We start from the raw sequence: 26,681 nt of genomic DNA, 5'->3' as shown, positions 1-26,681 counted from the left end.
TGGTTCTCACACGAAGGCTCTCCAGGCCATGGGCCGCCGGCGTGGGCGTTGTCACGCCATGAGTCGTCGCGCGAGGCGCCTCCGCACCGAGGGCCGCCGCCCTGCGTGTCCTCGCGTGAAGGCTCTTCGGGCCATGGCCCGCCGGCGTGGGTGCTGTCACGCCAGGAGTTGTCGCGCGAGGCGCCTCCGCACCGAGGGCCGCCGCCCTGCGGATCCGCGCGTGAAGGCTCTCGGGGCCATAGGTCGCGGGCCTGGGGGCCGTCACACCATGAGTTGCCGCGCGGGGAACCTCCGCGTTGAGGGCTGTCGCCGTGCGTGTTCTCGCGTGAGGGTTCTCGGGGCCATGGCCCGCCGGCCTGGGCGCTGTCACGCCAGGAGTTGTCGCGCGGGGCGCCTCCGCGCCGCGGGCTGTCGCCCTGCGGGTTCTCACACGAAAGCTCTCCAGGCCATGGGCCGCCGGCTTTGGCACTGTCACGCCGGGAACCTCTGTGCCGAGGGCCGTCGCCGTGCGTGTTCTTGCGTGAAGGCTCTCGGGGCCGTGGGCTGCTGGTCCGGGCGCTGTCACGCTGGGACTTGTCGCGCGAGGCGCCTCCGCGCCGTGGGCTGTCGCCGTGCGTGTTCTTGCGTGAAGGCTCTCGGGGCCATTGCCCGCCGGCGTGGGCGCCGTCGCGCCGGGACTTGTCGCGCCGGGCGCTTCCGCGCTGAGGGTCGTCGCCCTACGCGTCCTCGCGCGAAGGTCCCGGGGGCCACGGGCCGCCGGCCCAGGTGCCATCGCGCCAGGACTTGCCACGCAAAGAGCCGCCGCGCCGAGGGAGCGTCGAGCCGAAGGGGGGCTGCGCGACGCCATCACCAGTCCTCGTGCATGCGGCGGGGGTTGAGCACCCCGGCCGGGTCGAAGCTCGCCTTCACCCGCGCCGCGAGCGCGGCGAGCGCGCCCTGCGGGGGCTGGAACACGGCCGTGCGCGCCCGTTCGGCGGCGGTGGCGCGCAGCAGGGTGGCGTGGCCGCCGTGGGGCGCCAGCGCGGCGCGCACCTGCCCCGCCGCGCTGTCCGCGCCGGCAAGCTCCAGCCAGACGAGGCCGCCGGCCCAGTCGCAGAACGCCTCGCCGCCCAGTTCGTCCGCGAGCCGCGCCGCCAGCGGCGGCCCGGCCATGGGCGCGGTGGAGATGCGCCACAGCGGCCGCGCGCCGCCGCTCGCGAAGGGAAGGGCATCGCGCACGGCGCGCCATAAGGCGGCGGAGGGTTCGCTTGCCAGCGTCTCGGCGGGGCCGAAGGGGGCGAGGGCGCGCGCCAGCGTCTCGCGCCGGGCGCGCACCGAGGGCTCCACCCCTTCGAGCCGCAGCGCCACCGCGCCGTTTCCCTGGAGGCCGGGCAGCCGCGCCGCGACCGGCGCCGGCAGGTGGGCCGCGCCCGAGACCTCGCAGGGCGCGCCCATGGCGGCGCTCATGGCCTGGGCCGCGCGGGCGGGCGCAAGGCCGGGCACCAGCAGGGTGCATTCCGTCTCGGGCCGGGGCAGCACCTTCAGCGTGATCTCGGTGGCGACGCCGAGAGTGCCGAAGGCGCCGGCCAGCAGGCGCGGCAGATCGTAGCCGGTGACGTTCTTCACCACCCGCCCGCCGGCCTTGAACACCTCGCCCCGGCCCGATACCGCCCGCACGCCCAGGGCGTGGTCGCGCAGGGAGCCCGCGGAAAGGCGGCGCGGCCCGGAGAGGTTCACCGCGAACGTGCCGCCGAGCGTGCCCGCCCGCGCCGGCCCGCCCAGCATCGGGCCGGGGTCCATGGGCTCGAAGGCCAGCATCTGCCCGCGCGCGGCCAGCATGTCCTCGATGTCGGCGAGCGGGGTGCCGCAACGGGCGGAGAGCACCAGCTCCTCCGGCTCGTAGAGGGTGACGCCCGTGAGGGCCGAGAGATCGAGCGCCGTGTCCGCCGCCGCCGGGCGGCCAAGGGCGTGCTTGGAGCCAGCGCCGGTGACGGCGAGGGTGCGCCCGCCGGCCGCCGCGGCTGCGACCATCTGCGCCGCCTCCTGTTCGTCGCGGGGGCGCAGGGCTTGGGTCCGGGTGTCGGCCATGGCTCAGAACCGCGGCAGGTCGGGAAAGGGCAGGGCGCCGCCGCTCACATGCATCGCGCCCAGCTCGGCGCAGCGGTGGAGGGTGGGGAATACCTTGCCGGGATTGAGCAGGCCCTCGGCGTCGAACGCGCACTTGAGGCGCTGCTGCTGGGCGAGGTCGGCCGCGTTGAACATCACCGGCATCAGGTCGCGCTTCTCGACGCCCACGCCGTGCTCGCCGGTGAGCACGCCGCCCACCTCCACGCACAGGCGCAGGATGTCGGCGCCGAACGCCTCCGCCGCCTCCAGCTCGCCGGGGGCGTTGGCATCGTAGAGGATGAGCGGGTGCAGGTTGCCGTCCCCGGCGTGGAACACGTTGGCGACCCGCAGCCCGTGGTGGCGCGACAGCTCGCGCATGCGCGCCAGCACGAACGGGAGCTGGCGGCGGGGAATGGTGCCGTCCATGCACAGATAGTCGGGCGAGATGCGCCCCACCGCCGGGAATGCCGCCTTGCGCCCGGCCCAGAAGCCGAGCCGCTCCTCCTCGCTGCGCGAGACGCGCAGGGTGGTGGCGCCGCAGTCGCGCGCCAGCGCCTCCACCGCGCCCAGCAGGTGCGCGCACTCGGCCTCCGGCCCGTCCAGCTCGACGATGAGCAGCGCCTCCACATCCAGCGGGTAGCCCACCTGCACGAAGGCCTCGGCGGCGGCGATGGCGTCCTTGTCCATCATCTCGATGCCGGCGGGAATGATGCCGGCGGCGATGACGCGCGCCACGCATTCCCCCGCGCTCTCGGAGGAGGGAAAGCCCACCAGCACGGCGCGGGCGGTCTCGGGCCGGGGCAGCAGCCGCACCGTCACCTCCGTCACCACCCCGAGCAGCCCCTCCGAGCCCACCACCACGGCGAGCAGGTCGAGCCCGCCGGCGTCGAGGTGGCGACCGCCGAGGCGCACGATCTCGCCGGTCATCAGCACCAGCTCGGCGCCGAGCACGTTGTGGGTGGTGAGGCCGTACTTCAGGCAGTGCACGCCGCCGGAATTCTCCGCCACGTTGCCGCCGATGGTGCAGGCGATCTGCGAGGAGGGGTCGGGCGCGTAATAGAAGCCCAGGTGCTCCACCGCCTTGGTGATGCCGAGGTTGGTCACCCCCGGCTCCACCACCGCGCAGCGGTTGGGGATGTCGATCTCGCGGATGCGCGTGAACCGCGCCATGCCCAGCAGCACGGCATCCTCGAGCGGCAGCGCGCCGCCGGAGAGCGAGGTGCCGGCTCCGCGCGGCACCACGCGGATGCGGTTCTCGTGGCAATAGGCCAGCACCGCCGCCACCTCCCGCGTGGTGGCGGGCAGCACCACCACGAGGGGAAGCTGCCGGTGGGCGGTGAGGGCATCGGATTCGTAGGGGCGCATGGCCCGCTCATGGTCGATCACCGCCCCGTCACCCACCAGCCGGCGCAGGTCGGCGGCGATGTCCGCGCGGCGGGCGAGCACCCGCGCGTCCGGCTCGGGCATGGCGAGGCGTGAGGATTGGCGTGAGAATTGGGCCACGGCACCCATGAGGCGTTTCCCTGTTTGGTCTTGTTTGGACGAATTATAAGGGGTTCGGCGGGAAAAGCGGTCGCCGATTGTTGCCTCGGCGGATAAAGTCTTCCGGCATGCGGCAACAATCCGCGCCGGAGGCGGGATGATCGACAATCTGGCGGACCTGGAGATCTTCGCCCGCATCGTCACCGCCGGCAGCCTTTCGGCGGCGGGGCGGGAGCTGGGCCTGACCCCGCCGGTGGTGTCGAAGCGGGTGCAGCGGCTGGAGGAGCGGCTCGGCGCGCGCCTGTTCCAGCGCACCACGCGCAAGGTGACCCTGACCGAGGCGGGCGAGGGCTTCTACGAGCGGGTTGTGGGCATCCTGGCGGCGGTGGAGGAGGCGGAGAACCAGCTCGCCCACGGCACCGCCGAGGCGCGCGGCCTGCTGAGGGTTTCGGCGCCCACCTCCTTCGGGCGCATGCATATCGCGCCCCACATCGGCCCGCTGCTGGCCGCCAATCCCGGCCTCGCCATCGACATTGAGCTCACCGACGCCTTCGTGGACATCGTGGGGGAGGGGTTCGACCTCGCCATCCGCATCGCGGACCTGGACGATTCCAGCCTGGTGGCGCGGCGCCTCGCGCCCGTGCACCGGGTGCTGTGCGCCACGCCCGAATACCTCGCCCGCGCCGGCACGCCCGGCTCCATCGGCGACCTTTCCGCCCATGTGCTGCTCGCCACCCACAGCCAGGACCCCTGGCGCCTCGAAGGGCCGCAGGGGCCGGTGACGCTGCGTATTTCCGCCCCCCTGCGCACCAATTCCAACGAGGTGGTGCGCGCCGCCGTGCTCGCCTCCGTGGGCATCGCCCTGCGCTCCACCTGGGACGTGGGGCCGGAGCTGCGCTCCGGCGCGCTCAAGGTGGTGCTGCCGCAGTGGCGGGCCTCCCACCGTGTGGGGGTGTTCGCGGTCTATCCCTCGCGCCGCTTCCTGCCGCGCAAGGTGCGCCTGCTCATCGACCACCTCGCCGCCCTCTACGGCCCGGTGCCCTCCTGGGACGAGGGGCTGGAGGATCTGTTCGGCACCGCAGCATCGAAAGCCGGTGCCGACGCGTGAAATCGGGTTGGCCGGGGCGGGGTACCGGGCCTAAGGAGAACATATCGTTTCCATTCCATTGCGCGCCCCGCCCCCCGCATGCACCGCTCCGATCATCCCCCCACCACGCTCACCCTCGCGGGCTTCATCGAGGGCGCGCGCACCATCTTTCCCCTCATGCCGGGCCTCGTGGTGTTCGCCATGGCGTTCGGCGCGGCGGCGGCCCAGAAGGGGCTGAGCCTGACGGAGGCGGGGCTGTTCAGCGGCCTCGTGTTCGCGGGCCTCGCGCAGATGGTGGCGCTGGAAGGCTGGTCCACCCACTGGACCGCGGCCTCCCTGCTCGCCCTCGGCTTCCTCACCATGACCGTGAACATGCGCCACGTGCTGATGGCGGCGGCGCTGCGGCCGTGGTTCGCGCCGCTGCCGGCGTGGCAGTCCTATTCCTCGCTGGTGCTGCTGGCCGACAACAACTGGGCGCTCGCCATGCGCTATTACGGCCAGGGCGGGCGGGACGCCGGCTATTTCCTCGGCGCCGGGGCCGTCACCTGGCTGCTGTGGGTGGCGGGCACGCTGGCCGGGCACGTGGTGGGCGGCGGCATCCCCGATCCCAAGGCGGTGGGGGTGGACCTGGTGGTGCCGGCCTTCTTCATCGCCATGCTGCTGCCCAACTGGCGCGGCCGGCGCGAGGCGGTGGGCTGGGGCGTGGCGGCGCTGGTGGCCGTCGGCGCCTCGTTCCTGCTGCCGGGCTGGTGGTTCATCGTCATCGGCGCCCTCGCCGGGGCGTTCGCCGGAGGCTTCACCGATGAGCGTTGACGCCGGCACCCTCGCCGCCATCTGCATCATGGCGCTGGCCACCGTGTTCAACCGCACCGCCGGCTTCTTCCTGATGCGCCTCATCCCGGTGACGCCGCGGGTGCGCAAGATCCTGGACTGCCTGCCGGGCTCGGTGCTGGTTGCGCTGCTGGCGCCCGGCGCCGTGCACGGCGACAAGGGCATGATCGCCGGCCTCGCGGCGGCGCTGGTGACCGCCAAGCTGGTGCGCAACGACATCATGCCGGTGGCGGCGGCCATGGCGGCGGCTGCCGCCGTCCGCGCCTTCGTGCCCTGAGGCGCGAAGGTTCCGCGGGCGGGTCCTCAGGCCAGGGGCCCACGAGCCTCACTCATGGGCCTGACTTGTCGGCCTTATTTCCGGGCCTTCGGCCGGGCCCGCGCTGCGTTTGAGCGAAGCCCGCCCGGCGCCGGTCCGGGACCGGGCTCGATGGCTTGAAACCCGCGCGGCGCTTGGGCGAATCCCGGCCGCCCCGGTCAAGGACCGGGGCCGGCGGCATCAGTGGTCGTCGTCGCGGTCGCGGCCGAAGGAGAGGATCTCGCGCTTGCCGGCATGGTTGGCCGGGCCCACGATGCCCTCGTTCTCCATGCGCTCCATGAGGCTGGCGGCCTTGTTGTAGCCCACCTGGAGGCGGCGCTGGATGTATGAGGTGGAGGCCTTGCGGTCGCGCAGCACGATGGCCACGGCCTGGTCGTAGAGGTCGCCGCCGGTCTCGCCCATCTCGCTCTTGTCGAACACGGCGTCGTCATTGCCGGAGGGGCCGTCGGCCTCCTCGTCCTGCACCACGTCCTCCAGATACTCGGGCCCGCCCTGGGCCTTCAGGAAGGCCACCACGTGCTCCACCTCCTGGTCGGAGACGAAGGGGCCGTGGACGCGGGTGATGCGCCCGCCGCCGGCCATGAACAGCATGTCGCCCTGGCCCAGCAGCGTCTCGGCGCCCATCTCGCCGAGGATGGTGCGGCTGTCGATCTTGGAGGTGACCTGGAACGAGATGCGGGTGGGGAAATTGGCCTTGATGGTGCCGGTGATGACATCCACCGAGGGGCGCTGGGTGGCCATGACGAGGTGGATGCCGGCGGCGCGGGCCATCTGGGCGAGGCGCTGGATGGCGCCCTCGATCTCCTTGCCGGCCACCATCATCAGGTCCGCCATCTCGTCCACGATGATGACGATGTAGGGCAGCGGGGAGAGGTCCATCTGCTGCTCTTCGTAGAGCGCCTCGCCGCTTTCCTTGTCGAAGCCCACCTGCACCTGGCGGGTGATGACCTCGCCCTTGTCTCGGGCCTCCGCCATGCGGGCGTTGTAGCCGTCGATGTTGCGCACCGCGAGGCGCGCCATCTTGCGGTAGCGGTCCTCCATCTCCTTCACCGCCCACTTGAGGGCGATGATGGCCTTCTTCGGGTCCGTCACCACGGGGGTCAGGAGGTGCGGGATGCCCTCGTAGACGGAGAGCTCCAGCATCTTGGGGTCGATCATGATGAGCCGGCAGGCTTCCGGCGTGTGCCGGTAGAGCAGGCTCAGGATCATGGTGTTGATGGCCACCGACTTGCCAGAGCCGGTGGTGCCGGCCACCAGCAGGTGGGGCATGCGGGCGAGATCGGTGATGACAGGCGCGCCGCCGATGGTCTTGCCCAGGCACAGGCCGAGCTTGGTGCGCGCTTCCTCGAACTCGTGGGAGGCGAGCAGCTCGCGCAGCCACACCGTCTCGCGCCGCCGGTTGGGCAGCTCGATGCCGATGACGTTGCGCCCTTCCACCACCGCCACGCGGGCCGAGACCGCGCTCATGGAGCGGGCGATGTCGGCGGCGAGCGCGATCACGCGGGAGGATTTCACCCCCGGCGCTGGCTCGAACTCGTAGAGGGTGACCACCGGGCCGGGATTGGCGTCGATCACCTCGCCGCGGATGCCGAAGTCGCGCAGGATCTGCTGCAGCATGGCCGAGCTCTGGTCGAGGAACTCCTCGGAAAGCTCATAGTCCGGCTCCACCTGCGGCGGCTCGCGCAGCAGGTCGAGGGCGGGCAGGTGATAGGCGAAGGGGTCGTGGCCCGGCTCCAGAACCTCCACCACGGCGGGAAGGTTCGCGGTCTCGGCGACGGCGGGCAGGGACGGGACGGACGTCTCGGGCGCGGGCAGCGCCACTTCCGCCACTTCCGCCGTCTCGGCCAGCGGCTCGGGCGCGGCGGCGCGGGGCTCGCCGCCGATGTTCAGGCGGTAGGGCTGCCAGGCGAAATGGGCGCTGATCTGGCTTGCCGCCCGCGCGGCCGCTTCCGCCTCGGGGGCGGGCTCCGCGGGCGGAAGGGGCGCGAGATCCTGCCCGCCCACCTCCGGCAGGGCGAGCGGCCCCACCACGATCATGCGCGTCAGCGCGCGCAGGTGCGCCGGGGCCGGGTCTTCCTCCACCGGCTCGGCGAGAGCGGCGGCGAGCGGCATGCCGCCGTCGAGCAGGGCGGTCGCACCCTCCAGGGCCGCCGCCGCGAGCTGGGCCAGGGTGCCGTCGAGCGCGGGCGCGTCGAGGGCCTCGCCCGTTTCGCTCGCCATTTCGGCGTCGTCCGAGGAGGCGGCCATCTCCGTGCCGGCGGTGAGGCCGGCGGTCGTCGCGGCGGCATCGTCCGCCGTGGTCTGCGTGGGCATTTCGAAAGCTGCGTCCTGGGGCGCGCCGGCGGACCAGCCGCCCTCGGTGGCCGCCGGCATGGCCTCGGCGTCCGCCATCGGGGCGTCCGCGGCGGCGGTGTCGGTGGCGAAGCCGGTGGTCACGGGCTCGATCACGGGCAGGTCGCCGTCCATGGGCGTCTCGATGACTGCGGTGTCGGCGATGAAGCCCGGCGCGATGAACTCCGGGTCGGCGGAAAGGGTGTCCGTCCCGCTCTGCACGGCAGGCGCGTCGGCGAAGCCTGCGTCAGCGGCGGGCGCGGCATCGGCGATGAAGCCCGTTGCGCTGAACTCCGGGGCGGCGGGAAGGGCTTCCGTCCCGTCCTGCATGGGGGGGGCCTCGGCGAAGCCGGTGTCGATGGCGGGCGCCGCGTCGGCGCCGAAGCCCGTGGCGATGAACTCCGGCACGGCGGGATGGGTTTCCATCCCGTCCTGCAGGGCAGGCACCTCGGCGAAGCCAGCATCGGGCGCAGCGATGGGGGCGGCGTCGGCGATGGCGCCCGTGGTCTCGAACGCCGGTGCGGCCGGGAAGATGGTGCTTTCGCCCTGGGTGACGAAGCCGGCATCCATGGGCTCGGGCGCGGCGAAGCCTGTGTCGCAGACCGGCGTGGTGTCGGGGGTGAAGTCTGTCATGGGGGCGGGCTCGGCCGGCGCCCAGACGGCGGCCGGCTGGGTGAAGCCCGTGGCCGGGGCCTCGGCGGGCGCCAGGGCGGCCCAGGGGGCCTGCGCGCCGGCTTCAGAGGTTTCGGGGAGCGGGGCCGGCTGGGGCTGGGCTTCGTCCGTGAACAGGGGTGCGGGCGTCATTCCGGCGGCCGGGAGGGCGCCGTCCATCCATGCGCCCATGGCGCCGGCGGGCTGGACCGGCATCGGTTCGAAATGGTCGGCTTGGAAAGGCGCGGCCGGAGCCTCGATCTCCACGGGCGTGAAGGCGGACGGCAGGGGCGCCATCGGCCCCATGTCCGCGACCGGCTCGGGCAGGGTCTGGAAAGCGGTATCGGCGGCCTCCGAGGGGAAGGCCGGCGCCTCGGCGCGCGGCGCGTCGGGGGCGGGCTCCTGCGTGTCGTGCCAGGAGAGCACCGTCTCCACCCCGTTCTCGTCCACGCTCCAGCCTTCCGCGTGGTGGGCGGTGAGGGGCATTCCGGCCGCGCCGTCGCCCTGGGCGCTCTCGCGCGCGGCGCGCAGGGCCGGAAGATCCGCGAACGCTTGCTCCAGCGCCGCGAGGTCCGCCCTCACGCTTGGCAGCGCCGGCGCATCGTCCTGGACGTCGAGCGGCATCTCCAGGAAGTGCCACGATGCCCCCGCCGTGCCGTAGCTGGGGAGGGGCTGGTCCGGGTCGTGCGCCTGGCCGCCGCCCTGGGCCGGCTGCTCCTCCGGCGGGCGCAGCAGGTGGTCCGGCGTGCGGGTGAAGCGCGTGTTCTGGTCGAGCGTGAAGGGCCGCAGCCAGCTCGGCACGAAATCGGCGTTGATCCAGCTATGGACCGTGGAGGCGCCCGGAGAATCGAAGGCCGCCTCCTCGTCCTCCGAAACCAGGAGCGAGGGGAAATTCACCATTCTCGGAGGCTGGTTCGAAGAGGACATCGGCGCAATTCCAGGGCTACGCGGTACTCTTCAAGGCATAGGCCGCCGACCTTAAAAGGAGGTTTCGCGCCCGGCCCCGTGGGTGCCTGCCGGGGGCGGATTCCTGTGCACGGTGCCCGCGGCCGGGCGCTCTTTTCCGCTTCAAGGCGCCGGTAAAAGGTTCTAATGGCGAGCGCCTGTGGCGCGCGGCCGGGGTGGCGGCGGCCGCATCGGGGGGCGAGGGTCCGCGCATCCATGGCTTCAGCATCCGTCTGCATCATCGGCGCCGGCCCGGCCGGGCTCATGGCCGCCGATCGCCTCTCCGCCGCCGGGCTGGCCGTCTCGGTCCACGAGCGCATGCCCTCGCCGGCGCGCAAGTTCCTGATGGCGGGGCGCGGCGGGCTCAACCTCACCCATTCGGAGCCGTTCGAGCGCTTCCTCTCGCGCTACGGGCCCGAGGCGGGGCGGCTGGAACCGGCGCTGCGGGCCTTCACGCCGCAGGATCTGCGCGCCTTCGCGGAGGCCCTGGGCGAGCCCACCTTCGTGGGCACCAGCGGCCGGGTCTTCCCCGAGAGCTTCAAGGCGAGCCCGCTGCTGCGCGCCTGGCTCCGCCGGCTCGCGGCGCAGGGCGTTTCACTCCATGTCCGCCACGACTGGCTGGGGTGGGACGCGGCGGGCCGCCTGCGCTTCGCCACGCCGGAAGGGGAGATCACCCGCGCGCCGGATGCCACGCTGCTCGCCCTCGGCGGCGCCTCCTGGCCGCGCCTGGGGGCGGACGGCGGCTGGGTGCCGCTGCTGCGCGCGCGGGGCGTGGCGGTGGCGCCGTTCGCGCCCGCCAACATGGGGGTGCGCATCGCGTGGTCGGAGCCGTTCCGCGCCCGCTTCGCCGGCGCGCCGCTGAAGCGCATCGCGCTGGCCTGCGGCGCGGCGCGCGCGCGGGGCGAGGCGGTGGTGACCGAGGCGGGGCTGGAAGGCGGCGCCATCTATGCGGTGTCGCGGGCGGTGCGGGAGGCGCTGGGCACGCCGGGCGCCACCCTGTGCATCGACCTGCGGCCGGATCTCGACACGGCGACGCTTGCCGCCCGCCTCGCCGCGGCGCCGTCCCGGCTGTCCTTCGCCAATGTGCTGCGCAAGGCGGCCGGGCTTTCTCCCGTGGCGGCGGGCCTGCTGCGGGAAGCGCTGGGCACCGCCCGCCCCGCCGGGCCGCGGGCGCTCGCCGAGGCCATCAAGGCGGTGCCCCTGGCGGTGGCGGGGGTGGGGGATCTCTCCCGCGCCATCTCCAGCGCCGGCGGCCTCGCCTGGGACGAGGTGGGCCCCGATTTCCAGTTGAAGCGGCTGCCGGGGGTGTTCGCGGCCGGCGAGATGCTGGATTGGGAGGCGCCAACCGGCGGCTACCTGCTGCAGGCCTGCCTCTCCACCGGCCGCGCCGCCGCCGAGGGGATACGCGCCGCTTTGGGCGCATCTTCCGCCCGCACGGAAGCGCGGCCGCCGTTTTAGTCTTCGGGCCGGTGCTTTTTCCGCACGCGAAGCGGCTCCACTTCGCTTGAAAACGAGAGCTAGCCGCTGAAGCCCCCGGCATCGAGATAGGCCTGCTCCTCCACCGTCATCGCCCGGCCCAGGATGGGGTTGCGGTGGGGAAAGCGGCCGAAGCGGGCGATGGCCTCCTGGTGGACGAGGGCGTAGGCCAAGCCGTCCGCGTCACCCGCCGCGCGGTAGAGCGCCACGCATCGCGCCTGACAGGCGGTGTCCTCCGCATGCATGAGCGGCAGGTAGAAGAAGCCGCGCAGGCTGGGCGGCGCGTTCACCTCCGGCGCGGCGTCGAAGCCCCGCGCCACGGCGCTCTCGGCTTGGGCGAGGGCCGCCCCGTCGGTGGCGAAGGCGGCCGGCGTGCCGCGGAACACGTTGCGCGGCACCTGATCGAGCAGGATCAGCAGCGCCGCCGCGCCCTCCGGCGTCCCCGCCCAGGTGTCCAGCGCGCCGGCGGCGGCAGTCCTGTAGGCCGGCAGCAGGCGGGCCCGCACCTCAGCGTCGAAGGCCGGCTCGCCGCCGAACCAGCGCGCGCGCCCCGCCGCGCGCCACCAGGAGAGAATGGCGCCGGGCGTCTCGTCGGGCGTGCTCATCGGGCCATCCCCGGCGGGGCGAGGGGATTGTCGGTGAGGGCGGCGCGGTCGGGCGCATCCACCTGCGGCACGCCCAGGAAGGCGTTGAACAGGCGCTGGATCACCTCGGGGGCGAGATCGCGCACGATCATCACCAGCCGCGTGCGGTGGTCGTCGTCGGGCCAGGCGGAAAGCCGCGCGGGCGGGTGCAGCACATGCTGCACGGCGTGCAGCACCACCGGCGCGCTCTCGTCCTCCTTCACCTTCACGATGCCCTTCAGCCGCAGCAGGCTGGCGCCGTGGGTGGCGCGCAGCAGCTCCAGGAACAGGTCCAGGGTGGCGGCGGGAATGGCGGCATCGGTGGCGAGGGTAAAGGCGCGGATGCGCCCGTCGTGATGGTGGGGCGCGGGCCCGCTTTGCTCGGCCTGGGCGGCGGCCACCGCCTCGTCGGCGAGCCAGCGGGCGACATCGGGCGTCTTGGCGGAGGGGTCGTAGAGCCCGGCTCCGAGCAGCGCGTCGGCGGAAGCGTCCGCCGCCCCGAGCATCACCGCGCCGGGGGCGAGGCGGGCGAGGCGCGCGCGCAGGGCGTCGAGCCTCGCGCGGTCGTCGGGAGTGGTCAGAAGGTCGGTCTTGGAAAGCACGAGGCGGTCGGCCATGGCGGCCTGCTTCACCGCCTCCTCGTGGGCATCGAGGGTGGCATCCCCGTTCACCGCGTCGATGACGCAGACGAGCCCGTCCAGCCGGTAGCGCAGGGCAAGGTAGGGGTGGGTCATCAGCGTGTGCAGCACCGGGGCCGGATCGGCGAGGCCGGTGGTTTCGATGAGGACGCGGCCGAAGGGCGGCAGGCGGTCGTTGTCGCGGCCGCGCAGCAGGTCCTCCAGCGCCGCCACCAGATCGCCGCGCACGGTGCAGCACAGGCAGCCGGAGGAGAGCATCACGATGCCTTCCTCCACCGGCCGCACGAACAGATGGTCGAGCCCGATCTCGCCGAACTCATTGATGAGCACGGCGGTGTCGGCCAGCGCCGGGTCCGCCAGCAGGCGGTTGAGCAGCGTGGTCTTGCCCGCGCCCAGGAAGCCGGTGAGCACGGTGACGGGGATGGGCGGCGGCGGGCCGCGGCGGCGCGCGGCGGTATCTTCGGAGGCGGGATCAGGCATGGCCGCAGGCTAGAGCGTTTCCCGGCGTCATGGAATCGGGGAAACGCTCCGGATTCTCGCGACGCCCGTTTTCATCGTGCGAACCGGTTTCTGCCTCGCTCGAAAACGTTCCAGCCCATGCCGCCTGTCGCACATCCGGCTTGGTCCGGGACGATGCCGCATGGCGAGGGGCCCGCCGCTTCGGTTGCCGGGCGGGCGCCATGGCGCCGGGATACCCCCGTCTCGCGCGGGGCACAGCTCGTCCGCTTGCCGCCGCGCCTCGGCGCATATGGCACGGCGCCATGCCTGTGGCGGAAGGCGCCTCATGCCGAAGCCGATGGGCCGTGCCGCGCCGGACCGGCGGCGGGGCGCGACCCCGCGCGCCGAGCGCTCGCGACCGGCGTTCCGGCTATTCGTCCGCCTGGGCCGGGGCGGCGGAGCCGGCGTCGAGGTCCGGGCGCGGCATGGCGAGCGGCTTGGGGGAGAGCTTCGGCTTCGGCGCGGGGTTGGCGGAGGCCGTCTGCGGCTTGGTGGCGGCAGGCTTCTTGCCGTCCGTGCCGGCGGCGGCCGTCGTGCCGTTGGGCTTCTTGGCATTCGGCTTGGCGGTGGCAGCCTTCGTGTCGGCGCTCGCGGCCTTGGTGTCGGGCTTCGCGGACGCCGGCTTCTTGGCGCCATTGGCTACGGCCGCGGGCTTCTTGGGCTTCTCCTCCACCGGATAGGCGGAGTCGAGGTCCTGCTGCGAGGCGCGGGTGCCCACGTAGACCGGCACCGGAGGCATGGAGGGCGGCAGGGCCTGCAGCAGGTCGGCGCCCGAGCGCGGCAGGGTGGGGTTGCCCGCCGCCAGCGCGAAGGAGATGGCCCGGCTGCTGACGCCCGGCGCGTCCTCATCCGCCTCGGAGGCGGTCACCGCGCGCTTGCCGCCGCAGACGTAGGGCTTCATGTCGAACGGCTCGCCGCCGGTGTTCTGGATGGCGGAGAGCGTGGGCGCGGCGTTGCCGAAGATGCCCCAGGAAGACTGGAAGCCCTTCTCGAACAGCATGGCCGCCTCTTCCGCGCGCAGGGTGCCGGAGCGCGCGCCCAGCACCACGGCGATGAGGCGCTTGCCGCCGCGGGTGGCGGTGGCCACCAGATTGTAGCCCGAGCCGCAGACGAAGCCGGTCTTCATGCCGTCGGCGCCGGGGTAGCGGTCGATCAGCCGGTTGTAGTTCCGCAGAACGCTCTTGCCGAGCTTGATGGACGGGATGCGGAACAGCATCTCGTGCTCGGGGAAATGGTAGATGAGCGAGCGCGCGAGAATCGCGAGATCGCGGGCGGTGGAGATCTGCCCCGGATCCGGCAGGCCGTTGGGGTTGGAATAATGGGTGCCGCTCATGCCCAGGTGGGCGGCGGTGGCGTTCATCTCGTCCACGAAGGCGGGCATGGAGCCGCCCACGCCCTCGGCCACCACCATGGCCATGTCGTTGGCCGATTTCACCAGCACCATCTTCAGGGCGTTGTCGAGCGTCACCACGGTGCCGGGCTTGAAGCCCATCTTCGAGGGCTGCTGGGAGGCCGCGAAGGCGGACACGGTGAGCGGCGTGTCCATGGTGAGGCGGCCGGTCTTGACCGCGTTCAGCGCCACGTAGACCGTCATCAGCTTGGTGACGGAGGCCTGGTACCAGGGCTTGCCGGCGTCCTGCTGCTCCAGCACGCGGCCGGTGTCGGCCTCCACCAGCAGCACGGGATTGGCGCGCGCCGCGCCCGCGGCGAGCGAGGCCGCCATCAGCCCCGCGACCAGAAGGCGCGCCCCCGCGAGGGTCGCGCTCATGAAGGACGCGGCCTTGTGGGATGCGGCCAGAAGGGATTTCGAGCGCGCCAAGCTGTTCCGCTCCTCGTGTTGGAAGGAGGCCCCCGCCTGAATGCCCCTTTCCTAGCCGGTTTCGCAATCGCGGGAAAGTCGAAACCGCGGCCGTGCGCTGCGGTATGGGCTGAAATCGCCGCGCGCGGGCGTCGAACTTTGCCACATTCTTGCCGAATTCTGGCGTGCGCGCGGGAAACCTTGGGTGGAGGCCCCTCAGGCGTCCGCCGCCGGAACCTCCGGCCGGGCCGCGCCGGCCATGAACTGGGCCCGCGCCAGCGCGGCGAAGCGCCCGCCCTGGGCCACCAGCGCGTCGAAGCTGCCGGCCTCCACCACCTGCCCGTGCTCGAACACCAGGATGCGGTCGGCGTTGCGCACGGTGGCGAGGCGGTGGGCGATGACGAAGGTGGTGCGGCCCTTCATCACCTCGTCCAGGGCGGCCTGCACCTTGGCTTCGGTGGCGGCGTCGAGGGCGCTGGTGGCCTCGTCCAGGATCAGGATGGGCGGGTTCTTCAGCAGGGCGCGGGCGATGGAGAGGCGCTGGCGCTCGCCGCCGGAAAGGGCGCGCCCGCGCTCGCCCACCACCGCCTTCAGGCCGAGCGGGTTGCGCTCCACCAGCTCCAGCGCCTGGGCGCGGGCGAGGGCCTCGCGCAGCTCCGCCTCGGTGGCGTCTGGCTTGCCCACGCGCAGGTTGTCCTCGATGGAGCGGTTGAACAGCAGCGGTTCCTGGAACACCACGCCGATGCTCTTGCGCAGGGAGGAGAGGGTGGCCTCGCGGATGTCCATGCCGTCGATGCGGATGGTGCCCGACTGCGGATCGAACACCCGGTGCAGCAGCGCGAGGGCGGTGGATTTGCCGGCCCCTGTGGTGCCCACGAAGGCGAAGGTCTGCCCCGGCGCGGCATGGAAGGAGACATCCTCCACCGCCGGCCTTTTCCCGTCATATGAGAAGGAGACGTCGTCGAACGTCACGTCGCCCTTTACGACGGGGAGGGGCCGCGCCCCCGGCCGGTCGCGCACGGCGCCCACCGTGTCGAGCACCTCGAAGAACTGGGCGAGGCGCGGCGCTGAGAGCATCATGCGATTGAAGAAGCTCACCGTGTAGTCGAGCCGGCCGATGAGCATGTTGGCGAAGGCCACGTAGGTGACGATCTCGCCGATGCCGGCGAGGCCGTGCAGGTAAAGCCAGGTGCCGATGAGCAGGATGGCGAGGATGGTGAGGGTGGTGGCCGCCCGCGTGGCCATGGAGACCACCGCCCACCAGGAGAGCACGGGGATCTGCACCTGCAGCACCCGGTTCACGGTGTCCTTCAAGCCGCCCACCTCCGCCTCGATGCGGGTGTAGCTCTGGATCACCGCCACGTTGCCGAGGGCGTCGGAGGTTTGCTCGGCGAGGTCGGAATTATATTCCTCCACCTGGCGCTGCATGGTCTCCGTGCGGCGGATGACAAAAGCGGTGACGACGCCGAACACCGCCATCAGCACGATCAGCACCAGCCCCAGCCGCCAGTTGATCCAGATGCCCACGGGCACCAGCACCACCAGCGAGAAGATGGCCGCGCAATCGTCGCGGAAGAAGGAGAGCCACAGGCCCCACAGGGCGTCCACCCCCTCCAGCATCACCTTCAGCAGGCGGCCGGAATGGGTCTCGCCGTGGAACGCGAGCGGGAGCTGGAGCACGTGCTCGAAATACTGGGTCAGCACCCCCAGCCGGCGGCGGTGGGAGAGGCGGTCGGCGTGGAGCGAGATGGTCACGCCGGCGCCGATGTTGAACAGGCCGAAGGCCACCCAGGCCGCGAGCAGGGGCGTCAGCTCCGCGAAAGTGGGCATGCGGGCGGCGGCCTGGGCGCCGGCCAGCGCCTCGATGATGCGGCCGAACAGGATCGGCTCGGCGAATTGCGCCATGGCCAGCAGCAGATTCGCGATGGCGAGCACGGCGCCCATCCGCGCCTGCGGTCCGAGCAGGGAAATGGTGCGCAGGTAGACGCGGATCATGTTCATGGAGGCACCCCGCCAGCTTGGCCGCTACATGAGCCGACGCCCGCCCCGCGCGCAAGCGCCCGGTTGCGGCGTCTTCCCCGCAGCCCACCTTCAGATCCTGAGCCGGAGATTGACGGGCGGGCGCCGCGCCCCTATAAGCGGCGCCAACTCAGGCGGCTGCGGCGGCCGGAGCCCAGTGGATTTTTGCGTGCCGTCCCCGCTCCGCGCGGCGTCACCTCAGGCGCAAGCCTTTCCCGTGCTGGGCGCCGTCCCCTTGGCCGCGATGACCCGGCACGACCCAGAATTCGGAGAAGAGACCCGTGAAGCGCACCTATCAACCCAGCAAGCTCGTGCGCAGCCGTCGGCACGGCTTCCGTGCGCGCATGGCGACCCGCAATGGCCGCAAGATCATCGCCTCCCGCCGCGCGCACGGCCGCAAGCGCCTGTCCGCCTGACGGCGGGCCAGAGCGGAGCCCGGCCGATCGTGGATCAGCTCCGCAAGCGGCGTGATTTCCTGGCCGCAGCGAAGGCGGAACGCGCAGGCGTCTCCGCCTTTCTTCTGCAGGGCCGGGATCGCGGCGACGGCGGCACCGTCCGAATCGGCTACACGGTCACCAAGAAGACCGGCAACGCGGTGGTGCGCAATCGCATCCGCCGCCGTTTGCGCGAGGTGGCCCGGCAGGTGGTGCCGCAGGCCGGGCAGGCCGGCTACGATTACGTGCTGGTCGCCCGCGAACAGGCCCTTTCCGCGCCTTTCGGCGGCCTCCTGAGCGATCTCGCCAAGGCCCTGCGCAAGCTGCACGATCCCGCCCGCGCGGGACGCCCGGCCGGCGGGCGCCGCGGGCCGAAGCCGTCCGGCGGCCCCAAGGCGGGTCGCGCCCCGGGCGCGCACGAGGGCGCCGAAGGCGGCGCGAGTTCCCGTTCGCCATCCCTGTCCGGCCCTGCCGATGCGCCGCCCGGCGGATCGCCGCAGGCGCATATACCCGGGCCGCAGGCGCTTGCATCCGGCAGGGGCGGCGCCCCACATGGCGATTCGGGAAACAGTTCCGATCCCCACATCAGTTCCGACCCCCAGGCGCCATCCGCCGACGGAGGCCATTCGGCATGAGCGACAACCGCAACATGATCATCGCCATCGCAATGTCGGTGGCGATTCTCATTGGCTGGCAGTATTTCTTCGGCATGCCCCAGGCGGAGCGGCAGCGTCAGGCGGCTGAGCAGCAGCGCATCGCCGCCCAGCACGAGGCGCAGAAGGCCGAGGGCGCGACCCCGGCTTCGAGCGCCGCGCCGGCTCCCGGAGCCGTGCCGGGCGCGGTGCCCCAGGCCGGCGGCGCGCCGGGCGTCACCAAGCCCATGACCCGCGAGCAGGCGGTGGACGCCGCCCCGCGCGCCCTCATCGAGACCCCGCGCCTGAAGGGCTCGATCTCGCTCAGGGGCGCCCGCGTCGACGACCTCCTGCTCACCGAGTACCACGAGACCGTGGATCCCAAGAGCCCGAACATCGTGCTGCTCTCGCCTTCGGGCGCGCCCAATCCGTTCTATGCGGAGTTCGGCTGGGCTTCGGCCGCCGGGGCCGGCGTGAAGGTGCCGGGGCCGGACACGGTGTGGACCTCCGCCGGCGGCGCGCTGACGCCGGAGGCGCCCCTGGTGCTCACCTGGGACAATGGCGAGGGGCTCACCTTCCGCCGCACCTTCACGGTGGACGACCACTACATGTTCGCGGTGAAGGACGAGGTGGACAACAAGACCGCCACCGCCGTCACTCTCTATCCCTACGCCCTGGTCTCGCGCCATGGCGTGCCGCACACCTCCGGCTTCTACATCCTGCACGAGGGCCTCATCGGCGTGCTGGGCGACAACGGCCTGCAGGAGGTGACCTACGCCAAGATGGACAAGGAGAAGCCGCAGACCTTCTCCGCCACCGGCGGCTGGCTCGGCATCACCGACAAATACTGGGCGGCGACCGTCATTCCCGAACAGAACGTGAAGTTCGACGCCAAGTTCTCCAGCGCCATGCTGGGCGGCGTCCAGACCTTCCAGACCGACTTCCTCGCCGCCCCCAAGACGGTGGAGCCCGGCGCCAGCATCGCCTCCCGCTCGCAGCTGTTCGCCGGCGCCAAGGTGGTGCAGGTGGTTGACGGCTACCAGAAGACCTACGGCATCGACCGCTTCGACCTGCTCATCGACTGGGGCTGGTTCTACTTCATCACCAAGCCTTTGTTCCTGGTGCTGGACTGGATCTACAAGCTGGTCGGGAACTTCGGCGTCGCCATCCTCATCGTGACGGTGATCCTGAAGGGCATCTTCTTCCCGCTGGCCAACAAGTCCTACGCCTCCATGGCGAAGATGAAGGCCGTGCAGCCCGAGCTCACCGCCATCCGCGAGCGCTACGCCGACGACAAGGCGAAGCAGCAGCAGGCGATGATGGAGCTGTACAAGAAGGAGAAGATCAATCCGGTGGCGGGCTGCCTGCCCATCGTCATCCAGATCCCGGTGTTCTTCGCCCTCTACAAGGTGCTGTTCGTGACCATCGAGATGCGGCACGCGCCCTTCTTCGGCTGGATCCGCGACCTCTCCGCGCCCGACCCCACCACCGTCTTCAACCTGTTCGGCCTCATTCCGTGGGATCCGGGCTCGGTTCCTGTGCTCGGCGCCTATCTGATGCTGGGCGCGTGGCCCATCATCATGGGCATCACCATGTGGGTGCAGATGAAGCTGAACCCGGCCCCGCCGGACCCGACCCAGCAGGTCATCTTCAACTGGATGCCCGTCATCTTCACCTTCATGCTCGCGCACTTCGCGGCTGGCCTGGTGATCTACTGGGCGTGGAACAACACCCTCTCGGTGGCCCAGCAGGCGCTCATCATGAAGCGCAACGGCGTGAAGATCGAGCTGTGGGACAACATCAAGGGCGCCTTCAAGAAGAAGGCGCCAGCCAAGGGCTGAGCCCGGCGTCGTTCCGCAGCTGTGTTTCCGCATCTCGCCGCCGTTCCTCCGGGAGCGGCGGCGTTTCTCTTTGGTCGGCGCCGATAAATGTGACCATATTGACACGTGATAAAATCGGCACATAATAAGCCATGGATGATGTGTTCACGGCGCTCGCCAACCCCATCCGCCGCCGGCTCCTGGATCTTCTGATGGAGAGGGACGGCCAGACTCTCGGTGCACTGGAGCGACAGACCCAGCTCACCCGGTTCGGCGTCATGAAGCATCTGAAGGTTTTGGAGGCCGCGCATCTGGTACTCACCCGCAAGGTGGGGCGAGAGAAGCTGCATTATCTGAACCCGGCCCCGATCCAGCTCGTGAGCGCGCGCTGGATTTCCCGCTATGCCGCGCCACAGGTCGCGGCCATGGCCAATCTGAAGCTGTTGCTGGAAGGACCCGCCGCCATGGCCGTCGCTGCGCCGAAGCATGTGTATGAGCTGTTCATCAGGGCCACGCCCGACGCCCTATGGTCTGTGCTCACCGATGATGGCAAGACGCCCCTCTACGAGCATTTCAACATGACTAGCCGGACTGATTGGCGCGTGGGTGGCGCGCGCGAATACTTCATGGGCGAGCGCCGGGTGATCGCCGCCACGCTGGTGGAGATCGACGCGCCGCAGCGGCTGGTCATGACCTTTTCGGCCCAATGGGCACCGGATGTGGCGGGGGACAAGCCGTCTCGCGTGACCTGGGAGATCACGCCGGTCGGGGCCGACGCGTGCAAGCTCACCCTGACCCATGACGATTTCGACGGCGACACAGCGACCTCCCGCGCCGTGGTTCACGGGTGGCCCGAAGGCCTGTCTCGCCTGAAGACCCTGGTGGAGACGGGGGTGCCGTTCCAGATGGCGCCGCCGGCGGCGTGACGCCGAAACAAAAATGCCCCGGCGTGAGCCGGGGCATGGGGTTGTAGGAGTAGGTCGTGGTCAGCCGCCGGCCACCGGCAGCGGAATCGGCTGCGGGCCCAGGGCCACGCGCCGCGAATCAGGTCGTTCCACCACCCGGTCCGCATAGGGCAGCTCCAGGCGCTCCCACACGTCGGACAGCGCCTTGGCGAGGTGCGCGATGAGCGCGTCGTCGTGGAAGGGGGTGGGGGTGATGCGCAGACGCTCGGTGCCGCGCGGCACGGTGGGGTAGTTGATGGGCTGGATATAGATGCCGTACTCGGCCAGCAGCAGGTCGCTCGCCATCTTGCAGGCCTTGGCGTCGCCCACCATCACCGGAACAATGTGGGTGGGGGTGTCCATCTGCGGCAGGCCGGCGGCGGCGAGCGCGGCCTTCACCTTGGCCACCTGGGCGCGCTGGCCCTCGCGTTCCGCCTGGGAGGACTTGAGGTGGCGCACGGAGGCGGTCGCGGCCGCGGCCACGGCGGGGGGCAGGGCGGTGGTGAAGATGAAGCCCGGCGCATAGGAGCGCACCGCATCGATGACGACGCGCTTGCCGGTGATGTAGCCGCCGACCACGCCGAACGCCTTGCCCAGCGTGCCCTCGATCACGTCGATGCGGTGCATGACGCCGTCGCGCTCGGCCACGCCGCCGCCGCGCTCGCCATACATGCCGACGGCATGGACCTCGTCGAGATAGGTCATGGCGCCGTATTTTTCAGCGAGATCGCAGATGCCGGCCATGGGGGCGATGTCGCCGTCCATGGAATAGACGCTCTCGAAGGCGATGAGCTTCGGCCGGTCGCCGGCCGCCTTCAGCAGTTCTTCCAGGTGGTCGAGGTCGTTGTGGCGGAAGATGGCCTTCTGCCGCCCGCCGTGGCGCACGCCCTCGATCATGGAGTTGTGGTTGAGCTCGTCCGAGAACACCACGCAATCGGGAATGAGCTTCACGATGGTGGAGATGCCGGTGTCGTTGGAGATGTAGCCGGAGGTGAAGACCAGGCCCTGCTCCTTGCCGTGCAGGTCCGCCAGCTCGCGCTCCAGGGCCACGATCTCGTGGCTGTTGCCGGAGATGTTGCGGGTGCCGCCGGCGCCGGCGCCGCGGGCGCGGGCCGCCTCGCACATGGCGTCGATCACCTTCGGGTGGCTGCCCATGCCGAGATAGTCGTTGGAGCACCACACCACGATGTCGCGCGGGCCGCCCGGGGAGTGCCACACGGCGCGCGGAAAGTGGCGCGCGTCACGCTCGATCTCGGCGAAGGTGCGGTAGCGGCGCTCCTTGCGCAGAGCGTCGATGGCATCAGCGAAGAAATGATCGTAATTCATTCCGGACCCTGCAGCGGCGCGCGGATCGCGGGCGCACGATCCGGCGTTCTTTTCATGCTTATAGATACACCTTGCTCCTTGTATTGATACCAATCAAGGCCGGGCGGGCCATGCGCGGCGATCCGGCGCGCCTGCCGCCCGGCGAGCGGCGCCACGCAATGGTTTGCCGGTGCCCGGAGGCCGCCTTGATTTTCATCAAATTGCCTCTTGCGCCGGCAGGCGGAATCCCCTAAATCCCGCTCGCCCAAATTCGCACGTGCCTGTGGTCGCGTGTCGGTCGGTAGGATCTCCGGACAAGAGGCCGGAAAGCTGCCAGGCGACCGATAGCCGGAGGGAACCGGCCCACCCCGCTCCTCAAACGCGGGGGACGTGACTTGAAGCAACGACGTAAGGGCTTTTTTGGTCTCAGCCGTCCCTCCAAAGGTCGGCGACACTGAAGAGGCGCTACATCTTGCCGGCCGTGCGGAGCGGGATTCCCCCTCTCCGAACGTGCGCAGTCTTTTCTCCCGCGGGACATCTGCTCGCGCGGGCCGGATCGGCTGCCGTTCGGTCCCATGATGCGGCCGGTTGAGAGACCGGCGAAGCGGGCATGACCCGCGGTCGTTCCGGCGTGTCCACATCGCCGCCCGGCCGCAGGTGCATGCCCCGAACGGGCCACCATTCCACCTTCGTGGCGAAGGCGGAAGCGGCTTCGTTCGTCCTGTCGGCGCGCGGCCTCGCCGCGCTTCAGAGGCTTCAGGTCACGGGGAGGACACCATGACCGATCGCATCCGCGAGTTCCTGCGTACCCGACGAGAGGATGGCCCCTGCGTGGTGGTGGACCTCGACGTGGTCCGCACCAATTACCAGGCCTTCGCCCGCGCCCTGCCCGACACCCGCGTGTTCTACGCGGTGAAGGCGAACCCCGACGCCGCCATCCTGAAGGCGCTGGAGGAATTGGGCTCCTGCTTCGACTGCGCCTCCACCGGCGAGATCGACATGGTGCTCGCCACCGGCGCCGGGGCCGAGCGCATCTCGTTCGGCAACACCATCAAGAAGGAGCGCGACATCGAGCGCGCCTACCGGCTGGGCGTGCGCCTGTTCGCGGTCGACTCCTACGAAGAGGTCGAGAAGGTCGCGCGCGTGGCGCCCCGCTCCAAGGTGTTCTGCCGCATCCTGTGCGACGGCGCGGGCGCCGAATGGCCGCTCTCGCGCAAGTTCGGCTGCGAGCCGGAGCTGGCCGTGGAGGTGCTGGAACATGCCCACCGCCTGGGCCTTACGGCCCATGGGGTGTCCTTCCACGTGGGCTCCCAGCAGAAGAACGTGCACGCCTGGGACAGCGCTCTCGCCTCCGCCGCGACCATCTTCCGCGCGTGCGCCGAGCGGGGCATCTCGCTCTCCATGGTGAACCTGGGCGGCGGCTTCCCCACCCGCTACCTGCAGGACGTGCCGGCCGCGAAGTCCTATGGCGAGGCCATTTTCTCCTCGCTGCGCAAGCATTTCGGAAACCGCATTCCCGAGACCATCATGGAGCCGGGGCGCGGCATGGTGGGCAACGCCGGCCTCATCGAGGCAGAGGTGGTGCTGATCTCCAAGAAGGCCGACACCGACGCCATGCGCTGGGTCTATCTCGACATCGGCAAGTTCGGCGGCCTGGCCGAGACCATGGACGAGGCGATCCGCTACCCGCTGCGCACCCCGCGCGACGGGGACGACACCGCCCCCTGCGTGCTCGCCGGCCCCACCTGCGATTCGGCCGACGTGCTCTATGAGAAGACGCCCGTGGAGCTGCCCCTGTCGCTCGCCATCGGCGACAAGGTCATCATCGAGGCCTGCGGCGCCTACACCACCACCTATTCGGCGGTGGCGTTCAACGGCTTCCCGCCGCTGCGGTCCTACGTGATCTGATCCGCCCGCGGCGGATGCTTCCGCCGCCCGGCAAGCCGGCGGCGTCGCGGCCGGGATGCGTCCTCGCATCCCCCGGCCCGCCCCGCGCCTGCCGGCGCGAGGTTCCCCCGGCAACGGCCCGTGCCGCCCGGAGGCGATGAGGAGGGGATTGTCCCCTCGTCTTCCGCACCGTCCCTCTCAAGGCTGAAGCCTCCTTCAGCCCGACCGCCCCGCGCGGCCGGGGACGGCATTCTTCACGTCTCGGCTTTGGCACGGGAGGTGCCGATGACTGACATTGTGCTGGAATCCGTGGAAGATGCGCCCGCGCGCGAGGCCCTGCTCGACCTGTGCATGGGCGAGGACTGGCGGGCGAAATCCTCCGAGCGCCTGCGCGAGGGCCGCCTGCCGGCCGAAGGGCTCGCCTTTTCGGCCCACGGCCCCGATGGCCGGCTGGTGGGCACCGTGCGGCTGTGGAACGTCTCGGCGGGGCCGGGCAAGCCGGCGCTGCTGCTGGGCCCGCTCGCGGTGCACCCCTGGTTCCGGAAGGACGGCCTCGGCGGCGCCCTCATGCACGCCGCCCTCGATGCCGCCCGCGCGAAGGGTCACGGCGCCGTGGTGCTGGTGGGCGACGCGCCCTATTACGCGCGCTTCGGCTTTTCCGCCGCCGGCACCGGCGACCTCTGGATGCCCGGCCCGTTCGCCCGCGACCGGCTGCTGGGCCTGGAGCTGAAGGCCGGTGCCCTTGAGGGCGCGCATGGCCTCATCAGCCCCACGGGCGTCGAGATCGCCCGTCCCACCCTCGCCGAGCTCATCGCCGGCGCGCAGCGCCGCTCGGCCTGACGTCGGTTTGCCCCGGCCATCCGGCCGGCCGCGGGTGGTTCGGGATGCGTCCCGCTCCCGCCGCGCGCGTGGTTCTGCGCTCAGCGCCGGTCGCGGGGGGCTTGCCGCAGCTCCCTCTTCGCTCACGCGGACGCAAGGGAGCGATGCCTCCATGCGTGCGGCGAGGGGATGTCGTGGGTGAAACACTGGCCTGACCGGCTTCCGCTTCCCTCGCGCGCGCAGGCGGGGGCCGCATGACCTGCTGCTTCTGTCTGGCTGTCGGACCTGCGCCTCGCGCGGACATGCGGGGAGAGGGGGCCACGAGATTTCCGCTCCGCAGCTTTGGTACCCCGCGCTTCGCGCGGGCACGCCGATCGCGGGGGCTTTGCCTTTTGTCACAGGCGCGGGCGGCTTCGCAGCCCCTCTCATTCACAGGCAGCCGCTTTGCGCCCTGTCGTGCCGCAGGCCCGTGAGCGTGGCTCATGGGCCTGCGCTCATGCCCGCGCGGCGTTCGGGCGAAGCCCGGCTGGCGCCGGCCGAGCAACGGGCCGACGAGTCCCGGACAGAAAAACCCCTCCTCCCGGCCGGGAGGAGGGGCTGCTGTGGCACCGGGTGCGGTTCAGCGCACGATGATGTTCTTGAACTGCCAGGGGTCCTCGAGGTCGATGTCTTCCTGGAACAGCTTCTGTCGGTCGGTCAGGGGCGTCCAGTCGGTGTAGATGCCCTCCACCGGGCCGAGATAGGGCTTCTGCACCGCGAGGCAGCGATGGAAGTCGATCTCGTCGGCCTCGACGATGCCCGCGTTCGGGTTCTCCAGCGCCCACACCATGCCCGCGAGCACGGCCGACGACACCTGCAGGCCGGTGGCGTTCTGATAGGGCGCAAGCTCGCGCGCCTGCTCGATGGAGAGGCGGGAGCCGAACCAGTAGGCGTTCTTCGCGTGGCCGTAGATGAGCACGCCCAGCTCGTCGATGCCGTCGACGATCTCGTGCTCGCCCAGGATCTTCCACTTGCCCTGGAAGTGCCAGCCGTTGCCGAACATCTCGTGCAGCGACAGCACCGCGTCGTTGCAGGGGTGGTAGGCGTAGTGGCAGGTGGGGCGGTAGACCACGTCCTCCCCGTCGCGCACGGTCAGGTAGTCGGCGATGGAGATGGCCTCGTTATGGGTGACGAGGTAGCCGTACTGCGGGCCCGGCGTGGGGGTCCAGGTGCGCACGCGGGTGCCGGCGCCGGGGGAGAGCAGGTAGATGGCCGCGCCGCAGCCGTCCTTGTGGGTGCGCGCGTCCGGCGGCAGCGCCTTCTCATGGGTGCCCCAGCCGAGCTCGGCGGGCTGCAGCCCCTCGGAGACGAAGCCTTCCACCGACCAGGTGTTCCAGAACTCGCCCATGGCCTTGGGATCGCGCGAGCGCTGGGTGTCGCGCTCGGCCACGTGGATGCCCTTCACCCCCAGAGCGCGGGCGAACTGGGCCCACTCCTCGCGGCTCGCGGGCTCGGGCCGGTCGAGGCCGGTGTCGGCGGCGATGTTGAGCAGGGCCTGCTTCACGAACCAGGAGACCATGCCCGGATTGGCGCCGCAGGTGGAGACGGCCGTGGTGCCGCCGGGGTTGCGGCGGCGGGCGTCGAGCAGGCTCTCGCGCAGCGCGTAGTTGGTGCGCGCGGCATTGTCGACGGTCTCGTCGAAATAGAAGCCCTTCCAGGGCTCGGTCACGGTGTCCACGTAGAGCACGCCGAGCTCGCGGGTGAGCTCCATCACCGCCACCGAGGACACGTCCACGGAGAGGTTCACGCAGAAACCCTGGCCGCTGCCGTTGGTGAGCAGGGGAGTGAGAAGCTCGCGGTAGTTCTCGGCCGTCACCTCGGCCTGGATGTAGCGGATGCCGCGGGCATCGAGCAAGGTGCGGTGCTCCGCCACCGGGTCGATCACCACCATGCGTTCACGGTCGAAGTCGAAGTGCCGTTCGATCAGCGGCAGCGTGCCGCGACCGATGGAACCGAAACCGATCATCACGATGGGGCCGTCGATCGTCGCGTGTACCGGCCAGTCGCTCATAATATGGAAC

Annotated in this window: 19 protein-coding genes; 10 read left to right on the top strand and 9 right to left on the bottom strand. The window is 71.2% G+C overall.

The window, feature by feature from the left end; all coding sequences use genetic code 11:
• Nucleotides 1–846: 846 nt before the first annotated feature.
• Nucleotides 847–2,067, bottom strand: coding sequence for a glycolate oxidase subunit GlcE (gene glcE, locus V5F75_RS02155; protein ID WP_394036260.1), 1,221 nt, complete (start codon nucleotides 2,065–2,067; stop codon nucleotides 847–849).
• Between the two features lie 3 nt (nucleotides 2,068–2,070).
• Nucleotides 2,071–3,597, bottom strand: coding sequence for an FAD-linked oxidase C-terminal domain-containing protein (locus V5F75_RS02150; protein ID WP_394036262.1), 1,527 nt, complete (start codon nucleotides 3,595–3,597; stop codon nucleotides 2,071–2,073).
• Nucleotides 3,598–3,724: 127 nt separating this feature from the next.
• Here V5F75_RS02150 and V5F75_RS02145 point away from each other — a divergent pair, with 127 nt between their 5' ends.
• The 3 genes from V5F75_RS02145 to V5F75_RS02135 all read left to right on the top strand — a co-directional run bounded on the left by V5F75_RS02145 (nucleotide 3,725) and on the right by V5F75_RS02135 (nucleotide 5,762).
• Nucleotides 3,725–4,675 carry a LysR family transcriptional regulator gene (locus V5F75_RS02145; RefSeq protein WP_394036264.1) on the top strand — a complete coding sequence of 317 codons (951 nt, stop codon included), beginning with the start codon at nucleotides 3,725–3,727 and terminating at the stop codon, nucleotides 4,673–4,675.
• 78 nt (nucleotides 4,676–4,753) lie between these two features.
• A complete protein-coding gene (locus V5F75_RS02140) occupies nucleotides 4,754–5,467 on the top strand; it encodes an AzlC family ABC transporter permease (protein WP_394036266.1) in 714 nt (237 codons plus the stop codon).
• Nucleotides 5,457–5,762: a branched-chain amino acid transport AzlD family protein gene (locus V5F75_RS02135; RefSeq protein WP_394036268.1), complete on the top strand. Its 306-nt coding sequence runs from the start codon at nucleotides 5,457–5,459 to the stop codon at nucleotides 5,760–5,762. Before V5F75_RS02140 ends, V5F75_RS02135 begins: the two co-directional genes overlap by 11 nt.
• 219 nt (nucleotides 5,763–5,981) lie before the next feature.
• Here V5F75_RS02135 and V5F75_RS02130 read toward each other — a convergent pair whose 3' ends face one another.
• The gene (locus V5F75_RS02130) at nucleotides 5,982–9,683 is read right to left on the bottom strand and encodes a DNA translocase FtsK (protein ID WP_394041012.1); all 3,702 of its coding nucleotides are present in this window, start codon (nucleotides 9,681–9,683) and stop codon (nucleotides 5,982–5,984) included.
• Between the two features lie 261 nt (nucleotides 9,684–9,944).
• Between V5F75_RS02130 and V5F75_RS02125 the strand changes: the two genes are divergently transcribed.
• Nucleotides 9,945–11,186, top strand: a complete 1,242-nt coding sequence (locus V5F75_RS02125) for a BaiN/RdsA family NAD(P)/FAD-dependent oxidoreductase (protein WP_394036270.1) — start codon at nucleotides 9,945–9,947, stop codon at nucleotides 11,184–11,186.
• Nucleotides 11,187–11,245: 59 nt separating this feature from the next.
• Here the strand turns inward: V5F75_RS02125 and V5F75_RS02120 are convergent, their stop codons facing one another.
• From V5F75_RS02120 to V5F75_RS02105, 4 genes are all read right to left on the bottom strand, one after another.
• A complete protein-coding gene (locus V5F75_RS02120; RefSeq protein ID WP_394036272.1) occupies nucleotides 11,246–11,809 on the bottom strand; it encodes a DUF924 family protein in 564 nt (187 codons plus the stop codon).
• The gene (locus tag V5F75_RS02115; protein ID WP_394036274.1) at nucleotides 11,806–12,945 is read right to left on the bottom strand and encodes a CobW family GTP-binding protein; all 1,140 of its coding nucleotides are present in this window, start codon (nucleotides 12,943–12,945) and stop codon (nucleotides 11,806–11,808) included. The genes V5F75_RS02120 and V5F75_RS02115 overlap by 4 nt, the downstream gene beginning before the upstream one ends.
• 388 nt (nucleotides 12,946–13,333) lie before the next feature.
• Nucleotides 13,334–14,731 (bottom strand): serine hydrolase, encoded by a 1,398-nt coding sequence (locus V5F75_RS02110; RefSeq protein ID WP_394036276.1) that lies wholly within the window; start codon nucleotides 14,729–14,731, stop codon nucleotides 13,334–13,336.
• A 246-nt stretch (nucleotides 14,732–14,977) separates the two neighbouring features.
• Entirely contained in the window at nucleotides 14,978–16,762 is a 1,785-nt protein-coding gene (locus tag V5F75_RS02105; protein WP_394036278.1) for a glucan ABC transporter ATP-binding protein/ permease, read from the bottom strand.
• 299 nt (nucleotides 16,763–17,061) lie between these two features.
• Between V5F75_RS02105 and rpmH the strand changes: the two genes are divergently transcribed.
• The 4 genes from rpmH to V5F75_RS02085 all read left to right on the top strand — a co-directional run bounded on the left by rpmH (nucleotide 17,062) and on the right by V5F75_RS02085 (nucleotide 20,592).
• On the top strand, nucleotides 17,062–17,196 hold the full coding sequence (gene rpmH / locus V5F75_RS02100; protein WP_393989414.1) for a 50S ribosomal protein L34: 135 nt from the start codon (nucleotides 17,062–17,064) through the stop codon (nucleotides 17,194–17,196).
• 29 nt (nucleotides 17,197–17,225) lie between these two features.
• Nucleotides 17,226–17,849: a ribonuclease P protein component gene (gene rnpA, locus V5F75_RS02095; RefSeq protein WP_394036280.1), complete on the top strand. Its 624-nt coding sequence runs from the start codon at nucleotides 17,226–17,228 to the stop codon at nucleotides 17,847–17,849.
• Nucleotides 17,846–19,687 carry a membrane protein insertase YidC gene (gene yidC / locus V5F75_RS02090; protein ID WP_394036283.1) on the top strand — a complete coding sequence of 614 codons (1,842 nt, stop codon included), beginning with the start codon at nucleotides 17,846–17,848 and terminating at the stop codon, nucleotides 19,685–19,687. The genes rnpA and yidC overlap by 4 nt, the downstream gene beginning before the upstream one ends.
• A gap of 131 nt (nucleotides 19,688–19,818) precedes the next feature.
• A complete protein-coding gene (locus tag V5F75_RS02085) occupies nucleotides 19,819–20,592 on the top strand; it encodes an ArsR/SmtB family transcription factor (RefSeq protein ID WP_394036285.1) in 774 nt (257 codons plus the stop codon).
• Nucleotides 20,593–20,652: 60 nt separating this feature from the next.
• Here the strand turns inward: V5F75_RS02085 and hemA are convergent, their stop codons facing one another.
• Nucleotides 20,653–21,936 carry a 5-aminolevulinate synthase gene (hemA, locus tag V5F75_RS02080; protein WP_394036287.1) on the bottom strand — a complete coding sequence of 428 codons (1,284 nt, stop codon included), beginning with the start codon at nucleotides 21,934–21,936 and terminating at the stop codon, nucleotides 20,653–20,655.
• A gap of 756 nt (nucleotides 21,937–22,692) precedes the next feature.
• Between hemA and V5F75_RS02075 the strand changes: the two genes are divergently transcribed.
• Entirely contained in the window at nucleotides 22,693–23,823 is a 1,131-nt protein-coding gene (locus V5F75_RS02075; protein ID WP_394036289.1) for a type III PLP-dependent enzyme, read from the top strand.
• Nucleotides 23,824–24,087: 264 nt separating this feature from the next.
• Nucleotides 24,088–24,642 (top strand): GNAT family N-acetyltransferase, encoded by a 555-nt coding sequence (locus V5F75_RS02070; protein WP_394036291.1) that lies wholly within the window; start codon nucleotides 24,088–24,090, stop codon nucleotides 24,640–24,642.
• Nucleotides 24,643–25,240: 598 nt separating this feature from the next.
• Here V5F75_RS02070 and V5F75_RS02065 read toward each other — a convergent pair.
• Nucleotides 25,241–26,671: a homospermidine synthase gene (locus V5F75_RS02065; RefSeq protein WP_394036293.1), complete on the bottom strand. Its 1,431-nt coding sequence runs from the start codon at nucleotides 26,669–26,671 to the stop codon at nucleotides 25,241–25,243.
• Nucleotides 26,672–26,681 lie beyond the last annotated feature (10 nt).

The sequence above is a fragment of the Xanthobacter albus genome (genome assembly GCF_043194895.2).
Classification (GTDB): domain Bacteria; phylum Pseudomonadota; class Alphaproteobacteria; order Rhizobiales; family Xanthobacteraceae; genus Xanthobacter.
Note: the sequence above shows the minus strand (reverse complement) of the source record. Positions and strands in the feature narration are given on the sequence as shown.